This is a genomic window from Mesorhizobium sp. B1-1-5 (assembly GCF_006443065.1).
Taxonomy (GTDB): domain Bacteria; phylum Pseudomonadota; class Alphaproteobacteria; order Rhizobiales; family Rhizobiaceae; genus Mesorhizobium.
The window spans coordinates 52130-75094 of record NZ_VFWS01000008.1; the positions used below are offsets into that span (position 1 = coordinate 52130).

Genomic DNA, 22965 nt, shown 5'->3' on the forward strand with positions numbered 1-22965 from the left:
CCCTACACCGTTAGTCTGTCTCACCCCTATCCGGCAGCAGAAAACGCAGGAGAGAAGTAAGATTTTAGGTCCCTAGGTCGGCGGTGCTTCGCGCAGCCCAGCGACTTGTGCGACGGAGTCCTCGAGCGCCGATGCCCAACAAGGGGTCGAGGCTTGGCACAGATTATTGCGGCGAGCACCGGGTCGCCAGCGCAACTGACGCGCCTCCGGCAAGACTAACCAGCGGTATCAGCCATAGGTTGAACAAGGGCAGATATGAAAACAGGGGCGGCAGAAGCAACAATCCCGCGAACAGGCCGGCAAGCAGGCAAGCTGTTTGCCCGGCCGAGCGCCACCAGCTCAGAATGGCGATTGCCGTCATCATCCCGAGCATTGCCGCCCGCAGCGGGATTATCGTATCCTCTTTGTCGGACATGCGTATGCGGTCGGCCGCCCTTGGACGCTCGTGTTCCGTCGCCCTGCCGATTCCATCGCCGCGCATCACCGCCTTTATCTCCTCTCGGGTCAGCGCCAGTGAGTAGATTCGCGCGTCGTCAATGGAACCAGCAAACGCATAGCCGTCGGCGTCCTGGCGCTGCCCCACCGCAACACCCGCGCGCGCGCTGCGCTGTTGTGGCGTTATGGTGCCAAGAAGATCGCCATTGTCCAGTTCGCCATCGAGGTAGACGTCCAGGGTCCGGGCCGCAGCATTATATACGCCCGCGATATGGTACCAGGCGCCAAGGGCCAGAGGAGTGGCCCCGTACCGGGCCATGAGTTCCCCGTGCGAGTTGGTGAGCTTGAAGCCGATCGTGCGGGGCCCTCGGTCCACCGTCGTGTCCAGTTGGTAGCCGGCGTCTCCGCCGAATTGCGATATTACCGCCGCGTCATTTGCCGGAAACTTTGACGAATTGATCCAAGCGGTGATCGTCATGCTGCCGGCGAGCCGCAACGGTGTGGATTGGTGGAAATCGATTGAGTCGGTTGCACCATCGAAAGCGGCTGCACCATTCAGAACGCCTGAGACTCGCTTGGGCGGGTTGTGGAATCTTCCATTCAAGCCGTGTCCGGAAGAATCCTCTGCGGTATTTCCGCCCGGCTCGTCGAATTTCCAATGAGCCTCGAGTGTTCCCGGCGATGTGAATCCTCGCGTGTTGATAGGATTTGCCGCTGGAACCAAACCCCAGATCACGATCGCGCACGCGCCGATAGCGCCTCCCCATCCCGTCCACCGGTTCAAAGCGAGTTCTGGGGGCCGAAGCTCCCAATAGGTGCCGATGCCGGCTCCCAGCGCAGCGCCGATGGTGTTGGCGAGAATATCCGCTCCGGAAGGGTCGCGATACATCATCACAAGCTGGCTGACTTCCGCGGTCGTTGATAGCAAGGCTACCGCAACTATTGCTTGCAATCGGCCCAGCCTGGCGAAAACCAGCCCCACCGGCACAAATCCCAAGACATTTGCTACGAAGTCGCCAGGATAAGCCCTGAAGTCCAGCGTTGCGTGGCCGAGGTCCCGCATCTCCACGGGAACCGCGATAGCAGCTAGAGTGAGCAGCAACACTGGGGCCCACAATGCAACTCGAAGATCGGGATTGGACCCTGTCACGAAAGCCCGTCCGCTCACGCCCTCATATGTCAAGGCGTTTACGGGATTGTCCAGAGGCAGACCTTCACGAGATATCAGCCTTGCGACCAAGTGCCTCTCACCCGTTCGTATACTGTCAAGTAACAAGAATTGGATGGGAAGAGTTCGAATGCCTGACTTCGAGTCCTTGTTGATTGCGTCTCGGCGGCGCGCGGGAACAGGGTTCCTTTTCGGAATTGCGCAAGACAAAGACTTACAGCGGTTCGGCGATTCCGTGAAACGCTGAACCGCTCCAGCGTTTACGGAAATGTGACCGCCGGTCCTCGAAAACCGGCAACCCAGCTGTTCTCTTTTGCACCTGGTGGAACATATCCTTGCGCCTGGTGGAACATATCGTGGCCTTTGGGGGATGCAAAAGGAGGACTGCCTTGACCCTCACCACCGAGCAGAAGAAAACCGTAATCGCATCGTTCCTCGGCTGGACGCTCGACGCTTTTGATTTCTTCCTTCTGACTTTCCTGCTCACCGATATTGCCGCTGAGTTCCAGACCGACGTGCCGGCGGTCTCCAAAGCACTGTTCCTGACACTGGCGACGCGCTTCATCGGCGCGTTCTTCTTCGGCATGCTTGCCGACAGATACGGCCGCAAGCCCATTCTGATGCTCAATATCGTCAGTTATTCGGTGATCGGCGCTTTAGCCGCCTTCTCGCCCAATCTCGGCATATTCCTGGCGCTGCGTGCCCTGTTCGGCATCGCCATGGGAGGCGAATGGGGTCTGGGCAGCTCGCTTGCCATGGAATCCATTCCGCCGAGCGCGCGCGGCACGGTCTCGGGCATTCTGCAATGCGGCTATCCGGCCGGCTATCTGCTGGCCGCGGTTGTCTACGGGCTGCTCTACGGGCAGAAGATCGGCGACTTTACCTTCGGTTGGCGCGCCATGTTCCTCCTGAGTTTTCTGCCGGCGCTGGTTGTGCTGTTCATCCGCTCGCATGTACCGGAATCGCCGGCGTTCGTCGAAGGCCGCGCCCAGACACGACCCGGCCTCCTCGAAACGCTGCGGAAGCATTGGCGCATCGCGCTCTATGCGGTGGTGCTGATGATGTTTTTTAACTTCTTCAGCCATGGCACGCAGGACCTCTATCCGACCTTCCTGAAAAAGCAGCATGGCTTCGACACGCACACGGTGAGCTGGATCACCATCGTCGCCAATATCGGCGCCATCGTCGGCGGCCTGGCCTTCGGCGCGCTGTCCGAGAAGATCGGCCGCATCAACGCCATCACGCTCGCTTGTGTGATCGCCCTGCCGGCAATCCCGCTATGGGCCTACACGACCACACCCTTCATGCTGGCGATCGGCGCCTTCATCATGCAGGTCGCGGTGCAGGGCGCCTGGGGCGTCATCCCGGTGCATCTCAACGAATTGTCGCCGGGCTCGGTGCGGGCGACGCTGCCCGGCTTCATCTATCAGGCCGGCAACCTCGCCGCTTCTTATGGCGGTCCCTATCAGGCCGGCATCGCCGAAGCGCCGGGAGGCAGCTACGGCTATGCGCTGGCCCTGTTTGCCGGCGTGGTCGCCGTCTGCATCATCGTCGTCATCCGTTTCAGTCCGGAAAAGCGCGGCCAGGTGATGACCGTCCTCGGCTGAGGGTCTGTGTTCAACCCATCCTGAGCGCCGCGACGCCGGCAACGATGCCGAGCGCCGCGGCCGCGCGCCAGACGGTCATCTTCTCGCCCAGCGCCAGCACCGAGATCAGCATGGCGAATAGGATCGAGGTCTCGCGCAGCGACGCGACCGAGGCGATCGGCGCCTTGGTCATTGCCCACATCGCGATCCAATAGGCCGCGCCGCTGAGCACGCCGGTGAACAACCCGGCTTTCCAGTCGCGCGCCAACACAGGCAGCGACCGCGGCCCGCGAAAGAAGATGCACAGCACAAGCGCCCACGTCGCGTCGCAGACGAACAGCCAGGCCGCATAGCTTTGCGCGGTTGCCGCCAGCCGCGCGCCGCTGCCGTCTGACAGCGTATAGCTGGCGATGAAGATCGACGTGCCGAGCGCGAAGCCGACCGCGCGCAGATTGAGCTTCTCCAGATGCGCCCCGCCCCGAAAAGACATGACCAGCGTGCCCGCCGACAGAAGCACGATGCCGAGGATGGCGAACGGCGCCGGGATCTCGCCGATCAGGACGATGCCGCCGAGCGCCGAGAGCAATGGTGCGGTGCCGCGCGCCAGCGGATAGGTCTGGGCGAAATCACCGGCCTTGTAGGCGCCGATCAAGAAAGTGCGGTAGCCCATGTGGAAGATCACCGAGGCGAAGATGTAGGGCCAAACTTCGGCCTTTGGCACCTCGACGAAGGGAAGCGCGACCAGCGCCGCAAAGCCCATGCCGAGCGTCATCAGTGTGATCGACAGGAAGCGGTCGAGATGCACCTTGACCAACGCGTTCCAGATCGCATGCATGGCCGCCGCCGAAAGCACCGCCAGGACGACGAACAGTGTCATGCCTGCCTCACCTGCCCGCCAGGCCTGAGGCGATGCCCGGCATTTCCAGATCGATATCGATCCTGAGCGGGAAATGGTCGGACGCCACCTCGCCGATATCGGCGCTCACAGAACGCACCCGCCCGGCCAGCATGCCGCCGACGAAGCAATGATCGAGCCGTCGTTTCGCCAGCCTGCCGTCGATGATCTTTTCGTGGGTATGAAAGTCCGGCCCCTGCTCGCTGGCGACGGTCGCGGCGTCGACGAAGCCGTCGATATAGGCAGCGCCGCGATGGTAGGGCGTATTGCCGACGATGCGCCGGTATTCGGCGCTGCCCGGCTCCATGTTGAAGTCGCCCAGCCAGATCGCCGCCAACGGATTCTCCGGTTCCGGCTGGCCGTTCGACCAATTGCGCTGCGGCTCGTCGTCGACGCCGCTCCAGGGGCCGCCGTCGGACGGCGCGCGGCGATGCTCGGCAAGCAGATAGTCTATCTGCTCCAGCCGCTCCTCGGCCGCGATGTGAGCGAGATGCAGCGAGAAAAAACGCACCGGTCCCGCCGGCGTGCGGATCATGCATTCCAGCGCCGCGTTGCGGGTGTTGAGCGGCCTCAGGGTGCGCCGCAGCGGCAAGGTGTGCAGGCGCGACCAGACGATTGGCAGCTTCGACAGCACCATCGTGCCGAATTGCCGCCGGCGGTTGACGACTCGGCCATCCCGCTTCTCGCTGGCATCCATGTCGAAGGCCGGGCCGTAGGCCCAGTAATAGCCGGGCAGCAAGCTGGACAGGATCTCGGGCTGGTCGTCCTCGTTGCTGCGCTGCCAATGCCGCTCCACCTCCTGCAGCGCGATGATGTCGGCGCCGTCCACCAGCCTGGCGCAGCGGCTGAGATCGTAGCGCCCGTCGCCGCCGTAGCCATACTGGATATTGTAGCTGATCAGCTTCATTGATTAACCGGCTCACTTCTGGTGATCGCAGTAGCGCCCCGCCCCTTGCGTTGCAATGGACCGGCGTGGCAAGCGGAATAGTCCAGTGGAAATCGGCGAACCGGCGCTCTAATAAGTCGTCAGCGGCTGGAAGCTTCCGGCGGGCGACGCCGCAAGTTCCGACCAGTCGATCTCCTCCTCCAGCCGGTGATAGGCTTCGTCGCCGATCGTGCCGTTGCTGCGCAGTTCCTCCAGCGTGTCGCGCTGCCGCTTGATGGCGTAGAGGCGCAACCGGTCGTATTCCGTCGCGGCCTGCGCGTCGTCGGGATTTTCGGCGATCCGCCGCTGCGCCTCATACTGCTCGCGCACGACGGCGGCAGCCGACGAGGTCTTGCGGCTCAGCACATCGAGCGCCGCCTGCATGATGGCGACGCGCGCCTCGGCCACCTCGCGGTCGATCGTCGTATCGCGCGGGAAATTGAGCCAGCGCAGCAGGACCTTCAGGCTCATGCCTTGCAGCACCAGCGTGCCGAGCACGACCGCGAAAGCGGCGAGCACAATCGGGTCACGCCCGGGAAAGCCGGCCGGCAAGGCAATGGCGGCGACCAGCGTCACCAGCCCCCGCATGCCGCACCAGCCGACAAGCACGGCACCCGCAAATGTCGGCGCATCCTGCTTTTCTTCCTCGCTGTCGTTGCGGGCAAACCATCGGATGATCGCGACGTATCCCGCCACCCAGACGAGGCGCGCCACGACGACGACGGCAAGAACCGTCGCGGCGAAGACGAATGCCTCGCCTTGCCCATCGCCGGCAAGCCGGCCGATGATCGACCGTGCCTGCAGGCCCATCAGCACGAACGCCAGCACGTTGAGCACGAACACCGCCGATTCCCAGACCGAATAGGCGCTGACGCGGCGTCTTGCCGACATGCGGCGCGGCGTGGTGCGCGCGATGGTGATGGCATAGACGACGATGGTGATGATGGCGGAGAGGCCGAGCTTGTCGGCAATGATCCAGACGGCGAAGGTTCCGGCGAACTGCACCACGGTGCTGCTTGCCGCGTCCTCGATGCGTGTCAGCGTGAGCCGCGACGCTCGGCCGAACAGATAGCCGGCGATAACACTGCCGACCGTTGCAAGCAGGATGACGGGCACTGCGTCTTTGAGCATGAGCGTGCCGATGGCGGCTGAAACCGATATCCGGTAGATCAGCAGCGCCGTGGCATCGTTGAGCAGGCTCTCGCCCTGCAGGATTGCAGTCAGACGGTGCGGCACCTTGAACTGATTGAGCACCGCGCTTGCGGCGACCGCGTCCGGCGGCGCGACGATGGCGCCGAGCGCGATCGCCGCCGCGATCGGCAGGCCGGCCATCTGCCAGCCGACAAAGGCAACGACCAACGCGGTGAAGACGACCGCGCCGAGCGCCAGCAGGGCAAGCGACAGCCGGTAGCGCTTCAGGTCGCGCAGCGAGGTGTCATACGCGGCATCGAGCAGCACCGGCGCGATGAACAGCGCCAGCGCCAGTTCCGGATCGATCTCGATCATCGGCGCGCCCGGCACGAAGGCAAGCCCAACTCCGGCAAGCGCCAGCAGCGACGGGTAAGGTACCTCCAGCCATCGCGATACCGCCGTCAGCGCGACGGCGATGAGAAGCAGGATCAGGGTAAGTTCGAACAGCGCCATGGCTCATCGTAGCGATGGAACCAGGCGTTTGGCACTGCAAAAGTGATGGTGAATGGTGAATGGTGAATGGTGAATGGTGAATGGGTATCATCAGAACATCTCGAGCACGTAAAGTGCTGATCGCCATTCACCATTTACTATTCACCATTCACTCTTTCCCTAGTGCAAAACCAGCATATCGCCGGACGAGAACGAAATGTCCGCCTTGTCGCCTACGACAGGCGGCGGCGTCGTGGAATTGTTGAAGGTATCGAGCGATACTGTGTTGCCGCCGATGCCGACGCGCACGCGGATGACTGAGCCAAGGAAATGCACTTCGGCGATCTCGCCTGAAAGGCTGGTGTCATGGCCGGGCTGGCGCCCCAGCGAGATGGCTTCAGGCCGCAGCGCCAGCGACAGCGTGTCGCCTGACTTCGAACCGTTGAGCTTGCCTTTCAGCGAGACTTCCTGCGAGTTGACTTGCACCTTGCCGGACGCGGCGTCGGTGACCTTGCCCTCCAGCACGTTGAGGGTGCCGACGAAATTGGCGACGAACTTGGTCGCCGGCCGATTGTAGATCTCGAACGGCGTGCCGACCTGCTCGGCCCTGCCGCCATACATCACCGCGATGCGGTCGGAGATCGACAGCGCCTCTTCCTGGTCATGCGTGACGAAGATGGTGGTGATGCCGAGCTTCTTCTGGATCGAGCGGATTTCCTCGCGCAGCGACACGCGCACCTTGGCGTCGAGCGCCGACAGCGGCTCGTCGAGCAAGAGCAGCTTCGGCTTCGGCGCAATCGCCCGCGCGAGCGCGATGCGCTGCTGCTGGCCGCCGGAAAGCTGATAGGGATAGCGATCGGCCATCTGCGGCAGCTTGATGATGTCGAGCATCTCGGCGACCCGCCTGTCGGCATCGGCCTTCGGCATGCCACCTACCTTCAGCCCGAAGGCGATGTTCTGCGCCACCGTCAGGTTCGGGAACAGCGCGTAGGCCTGGAACACCATGCCGACATTGCGCTGGTTGGGCTTCAGCCTGGTGATGTCCTTGCCGCCGATGACGATCTTGCCGGCCGAGGGCTCCTCGAAGCCGGCGACCATACGCAACACCGTGGTTTTGCCGCAGCCGGACGGCCCCAGGAACGAGACGAATTCGCCCGGCTCGACGTCGAGATTGAAATCCTCCACCACGGTGGTGGAACCGAAGGATTTTCGAACGTGCTGGATGGAGAGGAATGGGTCGGCCATGGCGTGGTTCTCTCGATCAATTTGGGCGGTTCGCCGATTTCGGCGCGAAGCGGGACAGGATCTGGATCAGCGACATGCAGCCCCAGGTGATGGCGAAGGCGATGATCGCAAGTGCAGCCGGCTCATAGGCACGATTGGCGCCGATATTCTGCAGATAAGGGCCGAATGCCGGCCGATTGAGCAGGCTTGCCATGGTGAATTCGCCGATGACGATGGCGAAGGTCAGGAAGGCACCCGACAGCACCGCGATGAGCACGTTGGGCAGGATGACGCGAGTGATGATCGTGCCCCAGCCGGCGCCGAGGATTTGGGCTGCTTCCGTCAGCGTTCTGACATCGATGGTACGAAGGCCTGTGTCGACGGCGCGGTACATATAGGGTAGCGCCAGCGTCGCATAGCCGATCACCAGCAAGGCGCTGGCGCCGAGATCGCTGGCCAGGAACGGCAGCGGCGAATTCGAGCCGTACATACGGATATAGCCGAAGACGATGACGATCGCCGGAATGACCAGCGGCAGCAGCGTGATGAATTCGACGATCGGCCTGATTTGAGGCAATCGGAGACGGATCCAGTAGGCGGCCGGCACCACGATCAGCACGCCGAGAATGATGGTGAAGATCGCGGCAACCACCGAATACAGGAACGTCGCCTGGAAGCGCGGATCGCCGAGCACGACTTGATAGGCGTCGAAGGAATGGACGCCGCGCCGCATGCGCAGCGAAAACTCGAACGTCGCCAGCAGCGGAATGAAGAAATAGGCCGTGCCTATACCGAAGACGACCCAGGCCCAGAATTTGCCCGACTTCATTTCAGCCACCTCTCGGAACGGGTCCGGAACCAGATGTAGAAGACATTCGCCAGTCCGGTGATGACGATCATGCCGAAGGCGATCGCGTAGCCGAGTTGCGGGTTGTGCAGCACGTCGCCGTTGATCTGCGAATAGAGCTTGATGGGGACGATGTTGAGCTGCGGACCGGCGAACGCATAGGCCGTCGCGATCGCGCCGAAGGCATTGGCGAACAGAAGGATGACGGTGCCGAGGAAGCTCGGAAACAACACCGGTATCACCACCATGCGCCAGTACTGCCACTGTGTGGCGCCAAGCGTCGCGGCAGCCTCGTTCCATTCCTTCTTCAAGCCGTCGATCGCCGGCACGATGATCACCACCATCAGCGGGATCTGAAAGAAGAGATAGACCACGATCAGCCCCCACGTGGTCAGGAAATTGAACCCCAGCGCATAGATGTTGAGGTTGAATATGTCGCGCAGCAGCACCGTCACGATGCCGACGCGGCCGAGCGTTGCTATGAACGCGAAGGCAAGCGGCAAGCCGGCAAAATTCGAGGCGACGCCCGAGAAGGTCAGCGTCGCGGAGCGCACCCAGCTGGGCAGGCCGCCGCGCACGATGGCGATGGCGATGGCCAATCCGGCGAAGGCGCCGACGATGGCCGACCAGAAGCTAATCTTGATCGAAACCCAATAGGAATTGGCGATCGAAGGATCGCTGACCAACTGCAGGACGTTGTCGAGCGTGAACCCGCCTTCCCCGGTCTGAAACGCGCCGATGACGAGATAAAGCGTCGGCATGATCAGGAACATCAGGGCGAAGACGAAGAACGGCGCCACGCCGATCCATTGCGTCGGCAGGCGGAAAGCAGTCGCTTCGGTCGGCGGCGCGGGCTTGGTGGCAACAGACTGATTTGAAAGCGATAGATCGGTCATGCCCGGGCACCGTCTTCGAGGGAAAGCCGGGCGGCCAGGCGGCCGCCCGGTGCATTTCAAGTCTTACTTGACGTTGGCGCCGACAGTGGCGTCCCAGTTCTTGCTGATGGCTTCCTTGGCCTTGCCCTGCTCGTCGAGCGTCGGGAAAGCCGCCGAGGCATAGGACTCAGCCGGCGGCAGCTTGGCCAGCACGTCCGCCGGGATCTTGCCGTTCTTGGCGAGATCGTTGAAACGGATCGGGTGGCAATAGCCCTTCAGCCAGCCGACCTGGCCTTCGTCGGAATAGAGATACTCCATCCACAGCTTCGCGGCATTCGGATGCGGCGCGAAGGCGCTGATCGCCTGCACATAGACGCCGGCGACGACGCCGGTCTTAGGCACGATCACGTCGACGGGCGGGTTGCCCTTCAGCGTGTCGCGGCCGGCGAGCGCGTTGTAGTCCCAGTTGATCAGGATCGGCGTCTGGCCCTGAGCCAGGGTCGCCGGCTTGCCGACGACCGGAACGAAGTTGCCGGCGGCGTTGAGCTTCTTGAAGAACTCGAGGCCGGCTTTCCCGGCAGCTTCGCCAGCGGCGGCACCCGACGACAGGCCGGAGGCATAGACCGCCTGGATGGCCTGGTTCGACGCGCGCGGGTCACCGGCGAGCGCGACCGAATTGGCGAATTCCGGCTTCTGCAGGTCGGCCCAGTCGGTCGGCGATTCCTTGACCAGGTCCTTGTTCACCATGAACGACAGCACGCCGTAGTAATCGCCATACCAGGCACCATCGGCATCCTTGGCGCTGTCCGGGATCGAGTCCCAGGTCGACACCTTGTAAGGCATCAGCAGGCCGTCGGCCTTGGCGGTCGGGCCGAAGGACAGGCCGACGTCGATGACGTCGGGCGCCTGCGGACCCTTGTTGTCCTTATTGGCCTTGATCGCCTCGACCTCGTCGCCCGAGCCGGCGTCGGGATTGAGCTCGTTGATGGTGATCCCCGGATACTTAGCCTTGAAACCGTCGATCACTGCCCCGTAGCCACACCAGTCATGCGGAAGCGCGATGGTGGTGAGCTGGCCTTCAGCCTTCGCGGCCTTGACGAGATCGTCCAGCGAATCCGCGGACGAAATCACCGTCGACGCAAAGAGCGCCGCGGCCGAGAGGGAAAGCACTTTCCCCGTGAACTTGAACATGTGTTCTCTCCGTTGAACTGGCGCGTTTAAGCGCCTGCGATGCGGGTATCGTTTTCGTGTGACAGCCGGATGAAGGCTTTTTGAAACCCGATCCCCGCGGCGAAAAAAGTTAACTCTTTTTAACGGACTGTAGCAATTAGCCCGCGCTTAATTTTCCGGCTAATGGTTATTCACCTTGCCCTTTGCCCTCTCCCTTCCCCTTTGGAACGCCTCTTCAGTCAACTCTTCGGCATTGAAAGCCGGCTCTCAGACGGAGCCGGCGATCGCATTTTCGAGCAGCGTCAGCGCCGCCTTCTTGGTGAGCTTGACCGGGTTGCCGCTGGCGGTCGGGTCGACTACCGCCATGTCGGCGATCAGCGTCTTGCGCTTCTTGTCCATGTCGAGGCCCTTGATCAGGCCGGGCAACGCATGCGGCACCTTGAGCTCCTTGCGCAGCTTGACGATCGCCTTGGCGAAGCCGTCGAAGCCGCCCTTGATGCCGCAATAGGCGGCGAGCCTGGCGATACGGTCGTCGATCGCCTCGCGGTTGAAGGCCAGCACATAAGGCATGAACACGGCATTGGTCATGCCATGGTGGGTGTCGTAGAGCGCGCCGATCGGATGCGACAGCGAATGGATTGCGCCCAGCCCCTTCTGGAAGGCGGCGGCGCCCATGGCGGCGGCGCTCATCATATGGGCCCGGGCAACCAGATCCTTGCCGTTGGCGAAAGCCTTGGGCAGGTTCTCGAACACCAGCCTTATGCCTTCCACCGCGATGCCGTCGGCCATCGGATGGTAGCCCGGCGCGCAATAGGCTTCCAGGCAATGCGCGAGCGCATCCATGCCGGTGCCGGCGGTGATGAAGGACGGCATGCCGACCGACAGCTCCGGATCGGCAATGACGATCGCCGGCAAAAGCTTCGGATGGAAGATGACCTTCTTGGTGTGGGTCTCCTCGTTGGTGATGACGCCGGCGCGGCCGACCTCGGAGCCGGTTCCCGCCGTGGTCGGCACCGCGATGATCGGCGCGATCGCGTCCGAGTTGGCCCTGGTCCACCAGTCGCCGACATCCTCGAAATCCCATACCGGGCGCGTTTGACCGGCCTGGAAGGCGATAAGCTTGCCGAGGTCGAGCGCCGAGCCGCCGCCGAAGGCGATGACGCCGTCATGCTTGCCCTTCTTGAACACGGCGATGCCTGCGGTGAGGTTGGACTCGACCGGATTCGGCTTCACCTCCGAAAACACGCCGTAGGGGACCTTGGCATCGTCGAGGATCTTCAGCGTCGAGGCGACGACCGGAAGTTTTGCCAGGCCCGGGTCGGTGACGAAGAGCGGGCGCCTGATGCCCGTGGCAGCCAGCACGTCCGGCAGTTCCTTGATGCGCCCGGCGCCGAAACGGACGGTGGTGGGGTAGTTCCATTTGGAGATCAGCTTGGACATGTCTTGTCTTTCAAAAAGTCAGATTGCTTCGCGCAGGTGATAGGATTTCGGCCGGGTCAGGTTGTCGTAGCCGATGGCCGAGAGCGCGGCGCCCTTGCCGGTGTCCTTGACGCCGGTCCAGACCAGCGCCGGGTCGAGATAGTCGCAGCGGTTCATGAACACCGTGCCGGTTTCGACGCGGTCGCCGATGGCCGCCGCGCGCTCCGTGTCTCGCGTCCAGATCGAGGCGGTCAGCCCGTAGGGGCTGTCGTTCATCAGCGCGATCGCCTCCTCGTCATTGCGCACCTTCATGATGCCGACGATCGGCCCAAAACTTTCCTCGCGCATGACGCTCATCTGGTGGTCGACCCCGGTCAGCACTTCCGGCGCCAGATAGGGCGAGCCTGGCCTGTCATTCTCGACCTTCATGTCGATATGCGCCTTGGCGCCCTTGCGCAGCGCCTCGGCTTTTTGCTCGCGGATCAGATCGGCGAAGCGTGGCTGCGCCATCGGCCCCATGGTCGTCGCCTGCTCCAGCGGATTGCCGACGACATAATTCCTGGTTTCGGCGACAAAACCCTCGACGAACTCGTCATAGACCTTCTCATGCACATAGACGCGCTCGATGCCGCAGCAGCACTGGCCCGAATTGAAGAAGGCGCCGTCGACCAGATTGGCAACCGCATGATCCATCTTGGCGTCGGGCAGCACATAGGCGGGATCCTTGCCGCCGAGCTCGAGGCCGAGCGTCATGAAGGTGCCGGCCGCGGCCTTCTCGATGGCGCGGCCGCCGCCGACCGAGCCGGTGAAATTGACATGGTCGATCTTGCCGGAGCCGAGCAGCTTCTCGGTCTGGGCGTGGTTCATGACCAGGTTCTGGAACAGCCCCTTTGGCAGGCCGGCCTTATCGAAAGCCTGCTGGAAGCGCTCGCCGACCAGCAACGTCTGCGCGGCATGTTTGAGGATAACGGCACTGCCCGCCATCAATGCCGGCACGATCGTGTTGACCGCGGTGAGATACGGGTAGTTCCAAGGCGCGATCACCAGGACGACCCCGAGCGGCACCTTCTTCACATAGCGGCGGAAGCCGTCCTTCGGGTTGGACGCCATCACCGGCTTCAGCGCGGCTTCGGCGATCTCGACCATATAGTTGGTGCGTTCCTTGACGCCGCCGAACTCGCCGCCATAGCGCACCGGCCGGCCCATCTGCCAGGCGATCTCGGGCATGATCTCGTCGATCATCGCAACCAGGGCTTCCAGCATTGCCAACATGTATTTGCCGCGCTCGACGACCGGCGTCTCGGCCCATTTTTCTTGCGCCGCCCTGGCGCGCTCGACCGCCGCGTTGATCGCCTGGTCGCTCGCGACCGGCCGCTCCGCATAGATCGAGCCGTCGATGGGGGATTTGAGTTTCACGGTTTCCAATTAAACGCTCTCCAGTTTGTCAGCAGGCAATGGCTCGAACGTGGCCCTGGGCTGCATAAGCCAGAATGGCCCGGTCTCGCGTTATGATCGTCTGATCGCGCTCTCTTGCAGTGGCTATGAGCATCCGGTCGACGGGATCGTTGTGCACCGTGCCAGGAAGATGGGACGCAGCCACAAGGATGCGGGGAGTGACGCCTTCCACCGTAACGGCCGCCGCCTCCACGAACTCTTCGAACCAGCGTTCGGGAGTCCTGATGGAGGGCAGCCTGCCTTTTGAGATCAGCATTCCGATTTCCCAAGCCGACATGACCGAGACAGCGATCGTACAGGCGTTCTTTCGTGCACGGTTCACCGCTTCAATCGCCGTTTTGGTGACCGGCTGCCGCGCCGACGACCAAAGCACGAAGCAGGTATCAAGCAGCAGCCCGTCATCTGTCATACACTTTGCCCCAGTCGGGATCCGCGGGGGCGGCGTAGTCAACTTCGGGAAGCAGCTTCAGCGTTCCGGCCATGCATCCAAACAAAGGGTCTGCGCCTGGAGGCGGCACGACATAGTTTTCCTTCACGTCGGTATCGTTGTTGAAATCCACATGCCCCTCCATGAAACCCGGTTCGCTTTCCAGCGCAGGGCGAGGCTTTGCGTCCGCAGGGTCGGATGAAGAACCCAGGTGGACCAATATCTCGCTGACGGGCCGATCGAAAACTTCCGCGATCTTGCGTATTTCATCGACTTGCATACGCCGTTCGCCGTTGAAGGTTCGCGACAGCGCGCTGTAGTGCATGCCCAAGCGGACGGCCATGCTGCGAACCGTTAGTTTGCGCTCCCTCATCCTGCTCATGAACCATGCCTTGTCGATGCCAGGCCTGCTTTCCGACAACGTCGCCTCCATGTTGCGGTGCTATAATAGCAACATATTGCGAAAATGACAACACCGTCAATACCGCTCAAAGCCCCTGTGCAGCTCCCAATCCGTGATGCGGCGGTCATATTCGAACTGCTCCCAGCGGGCGGTGTGCACATAATGCTCGATCACGTCGTCGCCGAAGGCGTGCTTCAGCATCTTGGACTTCGAAAGCGTCTCGGTGGCGTCGCGCAAAGTCTTCGGAATCTCGGGCAGGCGCGAGGCCTGATAGGCGTCGCCGACGAACGGCTTCTGCAGCTCCAGCTTCTCGTCGATGCCGGCGAGGCCGGACGCGATCAGAGCGGCGAAGGCGAGATACGGATTGAGATCGGCGCCGCCGATGCGGCATTCCATGCGGATGCCCTTGGTGCCCTCGCCGCACAGCCGGAAGCCGGCGGTGCGGTTGTCCTCGCTCCACATGATCTTGGTCGGCGCGAAGGTTCCGGCCTGGAAGCGCTTGTAGGAATTGATGTAGGGCGCCAGGAACCAGGTGAATTCCTTCGCGTATTTGAGCTGGCCGGCCGCCCATTGCTGGCCGAGGCTCGACAGCGTCCAGTCGGCCTTCTTGTCGAAGAACAGCGGCGTCTTGCCGTCCGCGCTCCACAGCGAATTGTGGATGTGGCTGGAATTGCCGGCGAGCCCGTAATTGTACTTGGCCATGAAGGAGATGGCCTTGCCCTCGGAATCGGCGATCTCCTTGGCGCCGTTCTTCAGGATGACGTGGCGGTCGGCCATCTCGAGCGCTTCGGCATAGCGCACATTGATCTCTTCCTGGCCGGGTCCCCACTCGCCCTTGGAATTCTCGATCGGGATGCCGGCGGCCTCCATCTCGTTGCGAAGCCGGCGCATGACGCCTTCTTCCTTGCTGGTGATGCCGATCTGGTAGTCGCCGATATAGGGCGAGGCGCTGTCGAGCCCCTGCCAGTGCTTCTTGCGCGCGGAATCGTAGGTTTCGCTGAACAGGTAGAATTCGAGCTCTGAGGCGAAATAGCCGATATAGCCGCGCTCCTGCAGGCGCTTGACCTGCTTCTTCAGGATCGCGCGCGGCGAGTGCGCCAAATCCTCATGGTCGTGATGGTCGAGCACGTCGCAGATGACCAGCGCCGTCTTCTCCAGCCACGGAATGCGCCGCAGCGTCGACAGGTCCGGCTTCATGACGAAGTCGCCATAGCCCTTCGACCAACTCGCCGCCTTGTAGCCCGGCACCGGCTCCATATCGATGTCGCAGGCCAAGAGATAGTTGCAGCCATGCGTCTCGCCATGCGCGGAATCGACGAAATACTGAGCCAGGAAGCGTTTGCCCGAGAGCCGGCCCTGCATGTCGACGATGCAGGCCAGCACCGTGTCGATCTCGCCGTTCGAGACCGCTTTCTTCAACTGATCGAACGAGAAATTCCCGGCCATTCCTTTGGCACTCCAGCGCTTGTCGATTGAAAGGGAGAAACAAAACCATGGCCGGCATTGCGCCGGCCATGGTCATGATGCGAAGTATCAGTGGCCGGTCTCGCCGACCGCCACTTCGGCTGCCGCAATTTCCGCCTGACGGCGAGCAATATCGGCCCCGATCGGCGGGCCTTTGAACCGCTTGGATTCTATGCCGAACCACAGCACCGCAAGAAGGATGATCAAGCCGATGGCATAGTTGATCAAGATATCGAAGGGCGGCTGGATACCGGCATACATCAGGATCAGCACGCCGAGGATGGTGATGATCGCGAACGGCTTGGACCACATGCCCAGACGGAACGGACCGAATTCGGTCCAGCTCTTGCCTTCCGCAAAAAGGCCAGCCGCCACCGGCATCGCATAGGACACATAGAGAAACAGCGCGCAGCCGGCCGCCAAAGCCGCGAAAGCCGGCGAGTAAAGCGTCGCTGCGACCGAGAGGACCGCTCCAAGCCAGATAGCCGCCACCGGCGTGCGCCATGTCGGGCTGACGGTTTTCCACATGGAGGAGCCTGGCAGGCCGCCATCACGCGCGAAGGCGAATATCATGCGCGAGGTGGAGGTCAGTCCGGCCAGCGCGCAGATGTAGTTTGCTACCACGATCGCGATGGCGATGATGCTCTTCAACCAAAACGGCGCCGGCAGGTTGTTGAAGAGGTTGAACCAGGCGTTGCCACCATCCTTGGCGGTAGCGGCCAGGTCCGGGCTTGCCAGCACGAAGGAGACGGCCATGACGAAGCCGAAGATCAATGACCAGAGAACCGAATGGATCATGCCGCGCGGCACTGCCACCCGGGCGTTGTGGGTCTCCTCCGAGGTATGGGCGGAGGCGTCAAAACCGGTGATGGTGTATAGTGGATAGAGAAGACCGATCAGGAAGGCGACCAGCGCCGTCCGTGCAGTCGGCACATAGCCGCCACCCGCATCGCCCGTGTTGTTGACGAAGGTGGTCAGTCGCGAGAAATCCCAGCTCGCGCCCCAGATCAGGAACATCGCGGTCAACACCACTGCGACGACCAGGATGAGATAGCCCGAAAAGTCGGTCAACGCGGTGGTCAACTTGATGCCGAAATGGTTGAATAGCGCCTGCGTCACCGTGATGATCACGACCCCGATCACCTGCTCCTGATAACCCCAAGCCGACACATCGTGGCCGAACACGCCGGCCCAGACGAGGTCCTTGAAGAGCGCATAGACGCCGACATTGACCGAGGCGACAACGAAGATCAGTCCAAGCAGGTTGATCCATGCCGTGGCCCAGCCCCAGCCACGTCCGCCAAGGATTGAGGACCAGTGGTAAAGACCGCCCGCGGTCGGATAGGCTGAGCCGATCTGGCCGAGGGAGGCGGCGACGACGAGCGCGAAAACGCCGCCGATGGCCCAGCCGATAGTCGCCTCGAAACCGCTGCCGGTGGCCATGGCCAGCGGGAACGAGGTGATGCCACCCGCCAGGATGCAAATGATCGAGAAGGAAATGGCAAAATTGGAGAAGCCGCTCATGCGGCGAGCCAATTCCTGGGCGTATCCCATGCTGTGAAGGACTTTTACGTCCTCGGACTTGTCGAATTCTTCAGGTCTCATTTTGGAAGTCCCCTATCTGGTTCTTAGCTGGCCGATTGTACTGACTTTCCCATTGCGCGTTGTCGGGAACCCCTGGCCTCGTCGGGCTCCAGATTCGAGAATATGCCGGTGAGCAGATCCGCCCACTTCCGCTGCCCGGTCTCGCCGGAGATTTCGTCGTTGCGGATTTCGATCATCGCGCAGGCAAGGCCGCGCGAACGCGCGTGCCGTTCCAGCGTGAAATAGACGCGGTCGGCCGGCGAATAGGGTTCGTTGACGCCGACGGTGACGCCGGAGAGCCGCTGCAGCGCCGATATCAGCGGCGCCGCCAACCGGCGATCCTCGTCATGGATGATGCCGATATGCCATGGCCGGCTCTTGCCCTTATAGACCGGCGTGAAGGAGTGCACCGACACCAGCCGCGTCTCCTGGCCACGCGCCAGCCGCTCGTCGATGGTCTGCGCGATCGTGTCGTGGAACGGGCGCCAGGCAAGGTCGATGCGCGCCGCGCGCTGCTTGTCGGATAGATCTGTGTTCCCCGGGATGGCCGTCGTCTCGCTAATCGGCGGCACGAGGTCCGGCGCGTCGAGCGGCCGGTTGCAATCGATGACGAGCCGCGACACGCGGGTCTCGATCAAGGTGGCATCGAGCGCTTCGGCCATGCGGCGGGCGACGGGAAGCGCGCCGGGGTCCCAGGCGATATGACGCGAGAGATCCTCGGCCGGCAGGCCGAGCGTGCCGAACTCGGCGGGCAGGACGTTGGAAGCGTGGTCGCAGGTGAAGACGAAGGGGCTTGAGCCGCCGGGGTTCGTCACCCTTACGGTTTCAGACGGTGCAAGGCTGGTGGGCCGTGCTCTCTCCATACTGCCGTCCCCTGGGGGGCGCTGTATCGAATGTTACGTATTTTGTCTCATTGCGTCCCTATGAATGATTTCATACAGTTTGACCGGCTTTGTCAAACGCGAATTCGGGAAAACGGCGGCGACGGGCGAACAGGCGGGGGAAAACCATGATTTCCAGCATTGCCGAACTGATCTCGGACCGCATCGGGACGATGCCGGCCGGCGAGCGCCGCGCCGCGCAGACGCTGATTGCCAACTATCCCTTGACCGGGCTGAAGACGGTCGCCGAATTCTCGGCCGCGGCCGGCGTCTCGTCGCCGACGATCCTGCGCTTTGTCGCCAGGCTCGGCTTCCAGAACTACCCTGAATTCCAGTCGGCGCTGCAGGATGAGTTGGCGGCGCAATTGCAGTCGCCCGCTTCGCGCACGCTCAATCCAAGCTCGGTCGGCGGCGCCGTCTCGCCGATGCTCGAGGCAACGCTCGACAACATGCGCGAGACCTTTCGCCACCTCACGGACAGACAGCTGGCCGACATTGCCACGAGACTTGCCGAGCGGCGCGGCAAGACCTTCCTGATCGGCGGCCGTTTCACCGATCCGCTGGCGCGCTACATGGCCGCTCACCTGGCCATCATCCAGCCGGATGTCTATCACCTCGCCGGCCAGGAGAGCATCTGGCGCGACCGGCTGATCGACATGGGCAAGCGCGACGTCCTGGTGATCTTCGACATCCGCCGCTACCAGGAAAGTCTCGTCCGGTTCGCCGAGAAGGCCCATCACCGCGGCGTGCAGATTATTCTTTTCACCGACCAGTGGCTTTCGCCGATCGCCCGCTTCGCCCGCCACGTGATCGCCGGGCGCACCGCCGTGCCCTCGGCCTGGGATTCGTCCGCCGCACTCTTCGTCGTCGCTGAAACGCTGATCGCCGCCGTGACGAGGCAATTGGAAGCCGCCGGCGCCAAGCGCATGCGAGACCTGGAGAGCTTGCGCTAGAGCCGGATGATTTCAGGTCGGACAAACCTGAAATCTGAGTCCGTCTCTAAGCCGCCTAAATCAACGCGGGACCAGCCGAGCAGCTACTTTACGATCCTGCCCTCGATCGACCAGCGCGCTGCCAAAAAGTTCAGCACGGCGGCGACCACGACGCCGATGATCTTGGCCGGCCAGACGCCGACGGCTCCCGCAAGGGCGGCGATCGACAGGCTCGAAACGCCGAGCGAAATCAGCGCTCCGAGCGAGACGAAGCGCAGGAAGGAATGGTGCAGCCGGATGCCCGGGTCCCGTTCGAACGACCAGAGGCGGTTCGCCACGAAGGAGAAGAGCACCGCCACGAACCAAGCGCCGACATTGGCGGCCAAAGCCGGCACCGCGAGCTCGAGCAGCGCGAAGAATGCGGTGAGGTCGATGCCGGTGTTGACCAGCCCGACCAAGGCGAAGCGGACGACCTTGTTGCTGGTCGAACGCCGCGGCTGGCCGGCGCTCATGCTTTGCCGTCCATGACGCGCACTCCGGCCCGTTCGAGGCTGGCGCCGAAATCCTCAGAACTCAAAACCGTGAACTCGACCTCACGCGCGCCCTGCATCGGGTCTCGCGCCCGTAAAATGTCATCGACTTGGCCCGGATGGCACATGAACACCCCTGGTTCGGGCAAGGTGTCGACCGCGGCGCGCAGCGTCGGAGCGAATTTTTGCGGCTGCCGCCAGTCATAGATGCCGCAGAGCGGCGTCATGACGTTGAAGCCCGCCCGTTGCATCGAACTGTTGAAGCCCGCGGCCAGCGTGGCGATCGCCGCGATCTTGGCCGCCGCTGCATCCAGGCCGGGAAGCCCGGGCGCGCCGCGCAGCGCCGGCTTGTGTGCGCTGCCTCCAAACCGGGCGAGCAACCAATTCCGTACCACGGGAAGAAAATGCACATGCTGGTGCCCGTCGATGTGATCCGGCGGGCCGGCCAGCGCTTCGGTGAAGCGGTCATACTGGGCGTCGAGCTCGGCATGAACGTCCCGCTCGTCGATGCGCCCGCGCCGCACCGGCAGCGCAAGAGAGGCAAGCCCGGGCAACTTGCCGTCTCGCGCCAGGCTGGACGAACCGGTTGCAGCTATCTGATCGGTGAGGGTCAGGTGCAGCCCGATGGCGACCCGTTGACGCAACGGCCTGATGCGCGCCGCCGCCTCTTCCCATTCGGCAAACCCGGTCATGCAACTGGTCCCGGTCAGGCGGCCGCGCTCGATGAGGTCGAGGATCGCGCTCGATACCCCCGGCGCAAGCCCGTAATCGTCGGCGATCAGGCGGATCGGCCGGGTCATTTGCCGGGAGCAACCTGCTCGGCGGCATTGCCATGCAGCACGTCGCGCACGATATAGACGGGCCGGTCCTTGCTTTCGCTGAGCGTGACCCAGACATATTCGCCGATCAGGCCGAGCAGCGCCAGGTTGAGGCCTCCAAAAAGCACGACGGCGACCATGATGCTGGGGTAGCCAGGCACGGCGATGCCATAGAACAGCACCTCGAAGAGCACCTTTACGCCATAGGCCAGGCCTGCGAATGCCGCCAGCAATCCGATGAGGCTGATGACGCGCAGCGGGATCACGGAAAACGAGGTGAACCCTTCAAGCGAGAACGCGATCAGGTTGAACCTGGTCCATTTCGACGTGCCGCCGCCGCGGTTTTCCGGCGAGTAAAGCACAGCCTTCTGGCGGAAGCCGGCCCAGGCGAACAGACCCTTGTTAAAGCGGCGCTTGTCGCGCACGCTGGTCAAGGCACGCGCCACCGCGCCGCGCATGACACGGAAATCTCCGGCATTCTCGGGAATATCGAAGCGCTGGCTGCTGTTGATCAGCCTGTAGAAGAGCCGCGCCAGCTGGCTGCGCCGCCAGCTCCCCTCGCGCCGGTCGTTCTGTGCGTAGACGACATCGATCTGCGGATGCTCGACCAGCTCGCCGATCATCCTCAGGCTGATATCCACGGAATGCTGGAGGTCGGAGTCCATGATCAGGACCATGTCGCCACGGGAATGGTCGAGCCCGGCGAGCACCGCCGCTTCCTTGCCGAAATTGCGGCTGAGCCGCACGATCTCCCAGGAGCCGGAGAGCGCGGCCGCGAACGTCTCGGCGCTGCCGTCGCGGCTGCCGTCGTCGACGAGTATCTTGCGGACCGTCATGCCGAAGCGCTCCGCCACAGCCACTTCCAGCCTGTCGAGCAGCCGGACAAACGCGATGGCGGATTCGGCCTCGTTGAAGAACGGCGCGATGATGTCGAGCATCTCAGCCATGCGCGACGGCTCCGGCGGCAGGCGCCTTCTGTCTGTCTTGCGTCCAGAACCAGCCGACGAGCACGCAGGCAATTATGCTGATGCTGATCGGCCGGAACCATAGGTGGAAGAAATCGTGCAGTCGCAGGTCGACACTGGTCAGTCCGGTGACGAAGAGAAGCGTGGCTAACAACCAGCACATAGCCCTGGCTCCCTTCTCCCGCCAAAGCAAGGCGATGGAAAGACCGGCAGGCACCGCCACCATGGCGTAAGTGTTCTGCTCGACCCGCGGATTGAAGACGCACATGTAGAATGCCGCGGCGAGGAAGACGGCGAGTCCGCTGATGTTGGCGTCCAGCCTGCGATCGAGCTGGAGCACCAGCCAAAGCGTGAGCAAACCCGCGACGACGCGTACGATCGTCGCGTCAAACTCGGAAATCGGGATGCCAAATCGCATGAAAGGCGCCGTGAAGTCGGCCGGAACGAAGGGGCCGGTCGGGTCCACCGTCATCGAAGTCAGAAGCCGGAAGAAATCATGATATTGCGCGTTGACGTAGTCAGTCGACGCAAAGCCATAGGGTATGGCGAGTGCGACGAGCACCGCCAGCACCAGCATCGGTATCAGCCGGGGACGCAGCGCCCCCGCCAGAAGCAGCATGATGATCGCGGTCGGCTTGGCAATGATCGCAAGCATGGCCCAGAAGAAGGTTTCGGCCCGGCGCCCCTCAACTGTCGACAGCGTGAGGAACCAGCACGCCCCTGTGAGCAGGATCGTCGCCTGGCCATTGCGAAGCGCTGCCAGCGCCATCGGCAAGGCAAGAAAAAGACCCAAGGACAGCAGCCATGTCTGCTCCTCGCCGCCAAGCTTGCGCACCTGACGCATTGCGGCAAATGTCAGGACGCCGAAGCCCAGCACGTGCCACAAAATATTGCCCAGATAGGGCCCGAGCTTCAGCAGGGGAACATAGAGGACGGCGAAGGCGGGAGCGTATAGATACCCCATGGCAACTTCGACCTGATACAGCGGCTGGCGATCCAGAAAAGCTTCACTGCCATGCCTGTAGATATGGACCACCGAACGCGCATCGGGCGACCATAGCGCCAGACCAAGCACAAGCAGAAACGACCCGGCCCAAAGCCAAAGACCCAAACGGTCGAAAACCGGCTTGGTTACCATCATAGCGCACCCCGCGTTCCGACCAGGACGGCTTTCCCATCGCCGCCTGGTTTTCCACCGCCGGCGAGATATCACATCGAATGGAATAAAACATCCGAACGTGGCTGTTACCGGCGCAAGGACGGCGCAACAGCGGCTTTTTTCCGCCGCCGTCTGGTCGATCACAGCTTTGTGTTCAAGGCATTGGTCTGGTCTGAACGG

21 protein-coding genes are annotated in these 22965 nt (G+C 62.6%); 2 read left to right on the plus strand and 19 right to left on the minus strand.

What is annotated here, in order from left to right; genetic code table 11:
• Nucleotides 1-163: 163 nt before the first annotated feature.
• On the minus strand, nucleotides 164-1675 hold the full coding sequence (locus FJ980_RS05265) for a LamG-like jellyroll fold domain-containing protein (RefSeq protein ID WP_181181110.1): 1512 nt from the start codon (nucleotides 1673-1675) through the stop codon (nucleotides 164-166).
• A 317-nt stretch (nucleotides 1676-1992) separates the two neighbouring features.
• Here FJ980_RS05265 and FJ980_RS05270 point away from each other — a divergent pair, with 317 nt between their 5' ends.
• Nucleotides 1993-3210 (plus strand): MFS transporter, encoded by a 1218-nt coding sequence (locus tag FJ980_RS05270; RefSeq protein ID WP_140541884.1) that lies wholly within the window; start codon nucleotides 1993-1995, stop codon nucleotides 3208-3210.
• Between the two features lie 10 nt (nucleotides 3211-3220).
• Here FJ980_RS05270 and FJ980_RS05275 read toward each other — a convergent pair whose 3' ends face one another.
• The 14 genes from FJ980_RS05275 to FJ980_RS05340 all read right to left on the minus strand — a co-directional run bounded on the left by FJ980_RS05275 (nucleotide 3221) and on the right by FJ980_RS05340 (nucleotide 18363).
• Complete coding sequence (locus tag FJ980_RS05275; protein WP_140541885.1) at nucleotides 3221-4066, minus strand: EamA family transporter; 846 nt, start codon at nucleotides 4064-4066, stop codon at nucleotides 3221-3223.
• A 7-nt stretch (nucleotides 4067-4073) separates the two neighbouring features.
• Entirely contained in the window at nucleotides 4074-4991 is a 918-nt protein-coding gene (locus tag FJ980_RS05280) for an endonuclease/exonuclease/phosphatase family protein (RefSeq protein WP_140541886.1), read from the minus strand.
• Nucleotides 4992-5099: 108 nt separating this feature from the next.
• On the minus strand, nucleotides 5100-6653 hold the full coding sequence (locus FJ980_RS05285) for a sodium:proton antiporter (RefSeq protein ID WP_140541887.1): 1554 nt from the start codon (nucleotides 6651-6653) through the stop codon (nucleotides 5100-5102).
• 159 nt (nucleotides 6654-6812) lie between these two features.
• Nucleotides 6813-7877, minus strand: a complete 1065-nt coding sequence (locus FJ980_RS05290; protein ID WP_140541888.1) for an ABC transporter ATP-binding protein — start codon at nucleotides 7875-7877, stop codon at nucleotides 6813-6815.
• Nucleotides 7878-7893: 16 nt separating this feature from the next.
• Nucleotides 7894-8685, minus strand: coding sequence for an ABC transporter permease (locus tag FJ980_RS05295; RefSeq protein WP_095766296.1), 792 nt, complete (start codon nucleotides 8683-8685; stop codon nucleotides 7894-7896).
• Nucleotides 8682-9476 (minus strand): ABC transporter permease subunit, encoded by a 795-nt coding sequence (locus FJ980_RS05300; RefSeq protein WP_246676317.1) that lies wholly within the window; start codon nucleotides 9474-9476, stop codon nucleotides 8682-8684. The genes FJ980_RS05295 and FJ980_RS05300 overlap by 4 nt, the downstream gene beginning before the upstream one ends.
• Before the next feature lie 186 nt (nucleotides 9477-9662).
• Nucleotides 9663-10769 (minus strand): ABC transporter substrate-binding protein, encoded by a 1107-nt coding sequence (locus FJ980_RS05305; protein ID WP_140541890.1) that lies wholly within the window; start codon nucleotides 10767-10769, stop codon nucleotides 9663-9665.
• Nucleotides 10770-11015: 246 nt separating this feature from the next.
• Nucleotides 11016-12188: an iron-containing alcohol dehydrogenase gene (locus tag FJ980_RS05310; protein ID WP_140541891.1), complete on the minus strand. Its 1173-nt coding sequence runs from the start codon at nucleotides 12186-12188 to the stop codon at nucleotides 11016-11018.
• Between the two features lie 18 nt (nucleotides 12189-12206).
• Nucleotides 12207-13592 (minus strand): aldehyde dehydrogenase family protein, encoded by a 1386-nt coding sequence (locus tag FJ980_RS05315; RefSeq protein WP_140541892.1) that lies wholly within the window; start codon nucleotides 13590-13592, stop codon nucleotides 12207-12209.
• Between the two features lie 19 nt (nucleotides 13593-13611).
• On the minus strand, nucleotides 13612-14031 hold the full coding sequence (locus FJ980_RS05320; protein ID WP_140541893.1) for a type II toxin-antitoxin system VapC family toxin: 420 nt from the start codon (nucleotides 14029-14031) through the stop codon (nucleotides 13612-13614).
• Nucleotides 14021-14482, minus strand: coding sequence for a helix-turn-helix transcriptional regulator (locus FJ980_RS05325; RefSeq protein WP_140541894.1), 462 nt, complete (start codon nucleotides 14480-14482; stop codon nucleotides 14021-14023). The genes FJ980_RS05320 and FJ980_RS05325 overlap by 11 nt, the downstream gene beginning before the upstream one ends.
• Before the next feature lie 45 nt (nucleotides 14483-14527).
• Nucleotides 14528-15898: a glutamine synthetase family protein gene (locus tag FJ980_RS05330; protein ID WP_140541895.1), complete on the minus strand. Its 1371-nt coding sequence runs from the start codon at nucleotides 15896-15898 to the stop codon at nucleotides 14528-14530.
• Between the two features lie 87 nt (nucleotides 15899-15985).
• Nucleotides 15986-17521 carry an amino acid permease gene (locus tag FJ980_RS05335; RefSeq protein ID WP_140541896.1) on the minus strand — a complete coding sequence of 512 codons (1536 nt, stop codon included), beginning with the start codon at nucleotides 17519-17521 and terminating at the stop codon, nucleotides 15986-15988.
• A gap of 23 nt (nucleotides 17522-17544) precedes the next feature.
• Nucleotides 17545-18363 carry an N-formylglutamate amidohydrolase gene (locus FJ980_RS05340; protein WP_140541897.1) on the minus strand — a complete coding sequence of 273 codons (819 nt, stop codon included), beginning with the start codon at nucleotides 18361-18363 and terminating at the stop codon, nucleotides 17545-17547.
• A 146-nt stretch (nucleotides 18364-18509) separates the two neighbouring features.
• Here FJ980_RS05340 and FJ980_RS05345 point away from each other — a divergent pair, with 146 nt between their 5' ends.
• Entirely contained in the window at nucleotides 18510-19334 is an 825-nt protein-coding gene (locus FJ980_RS05345; RefSeq protein WP_140541898.1) for a MurR/RpiR family transcriptional regulator, read from the plus strand.
• Nucleotides 19335-19417: 83 nt separating this feature from the next.
• Here the strand turns inward: FJ980_RS05345 and FJ980_RS05350 are convergent, their stop codons facing one another.
• Genes FJ980_RS05350 through FJ980_RS05365 form a run of 4 tightly spaced genes read right to left on the minus strand, consistent with a single transcriptional unit; the run spans nucleotide 19418 to nucleotide 22929 of the window.
• Complete coding sequence (locus tag FJ980_RS05350) at nucleotides 19418-19825, minus strand: GtrA family protein (protein WP_140541899.1); 408 nt, start codon at nucleotides 19823-19825, stop codon at nucleotides 19418-19420.
• The gene (locus FJ980_RS05355) at nucleotides 19822-20643 is read right to left on the minus strand and encodes a ChbG/HpnK family deacetylase (protein ID WP_140541900.1); all 822 of its coding nucleotides are present in this window, start codon (nucleotides 20641-20643) and stop codon (nucleotides 19822-19824) included. The genes FJ980_RS05350 and FJ980_RS05355 overlap by 4 nt, the downstream gene beginning before the upstream one ends.
• The gene (locus FJ980_RS05360; RefSeq protein ID WP_140541901.1) at nucleotides 20640-21608 is read right to left on the minus strand and encodes a glycosyltransferase family 2 protein; all 969 of its coding nucleotides are present in this window, start codon (nucleotides 21606-21608) and stop codon (nucleotides 20640-20642) included. The genes FJ980_RS05355 and FJ980_RS05360 overlap by 4 nt, the downstream gene beginning before the upstream one ends.
• Nucleotides 21601-22929, minus strand: coding sequence for a glycosyltransferase 87 family protein (locus FJ980_RS05365; RefSeq protein WP_246676314.1), 1329 nt, complete (start codon nucleotides 22927-22929; stop codon nucleotides 21601-21603). Before FJ980_RS05365 ends, FJ980_RS05360 begins: the two co-directional genes overlap by 8 nt.
• Between the last annotated feature and the right edge of the window lie 36 nt (nucleotides 22930-22965).